The organism is Corynebacterium sp. HMSC036D03, from assembly GCF_001836185.1.
GTDB lineage: Bacteria > Actinomycetota > Actinomycetes > Mycobacteriales > Mycobacteriaceae > Corynebacterium > Corynebacterium simulans.
On sequence record NZ_KV827742.1, the window covers coordinates 1 to 830 of the forward strand.

General features: G+C 60.6%; 1 pseudogene. It reads left to right on the forward strand.

The features are described from left to right. The first annotated feature begins 259 nt into the window (after positions 1 to 259). Positions 260 to 795 (forward strand): annotated as a pseudogene (locus tag HMPREF2692_RS07255) (IS110 family transposase). Positions 796 to 830 lie beyond the last annotated feature (35 nt).

Sequence of the window (830 nt, forward strand, 5' to 3'; positions counted from 1 at the left end):
CACGGAGTTGACAACCTATATAGGAACACCCCCTCACCCCCGTTACCGTGATGGTGCCCCTCACGGGGCGCGGTCACCGAGCCCGGTATGGCTTATCTGCGTGAACATTTCCATAATCCGGGGGTGTTGCCACCGGACACCGGGGACAACCGCTGACAGCTAATAGGGACACGGACCAAACAGAGGTCTCGTCGTAACGTGGGTACCTGCAACGGATGTCCAAGACACCGGCGACCAGCCGCAACAGAAGGACACCACCATGGAACCGTCCACAACACCCGAAATCATCATCGGCCTCGACGTCGGCAAAACCGGCCACCATGCCTGCGCGCTGACCAACACCGGCGAGAGAATTTACGACAAACCACTGCCCCAAGGCGAAGCCGCACGGCGCGAAATCTTCGCGTCCATGCAAGCCCACGGCAGCGTTCTCATGGTCATCGATCAACCCAACACGATCGGCGCCCTGCCCATCGCCGTGGCCCGCGACTGCGGTTGCACGGTCGGAGACCTCCCCGACCTAGCCATGCGAAAAGCAGCCGATCTCTACCCTGGACGATCAAAAACCGCCGCCGGAATGCATTCATCATCGCCGACACCGCCCGCACCATGCCGCACACACTGCGGGCAGTCCACCGCGACGACGAGACACTAGCAGCGCTGAAGATGCTCGCCGGATTCCACGACGGCATCGCCAAAGACGCCACCCGAACGAAAAACCGCCTTCGCAGCGTGCTCACACAGGAGGATGGGGATGCGGACGAAATCTTGGAGGATTTCCCTGAACCGGGCTAGGGGGCTAAGTAGCAAAAAGTGTGTCTGATTCCAAG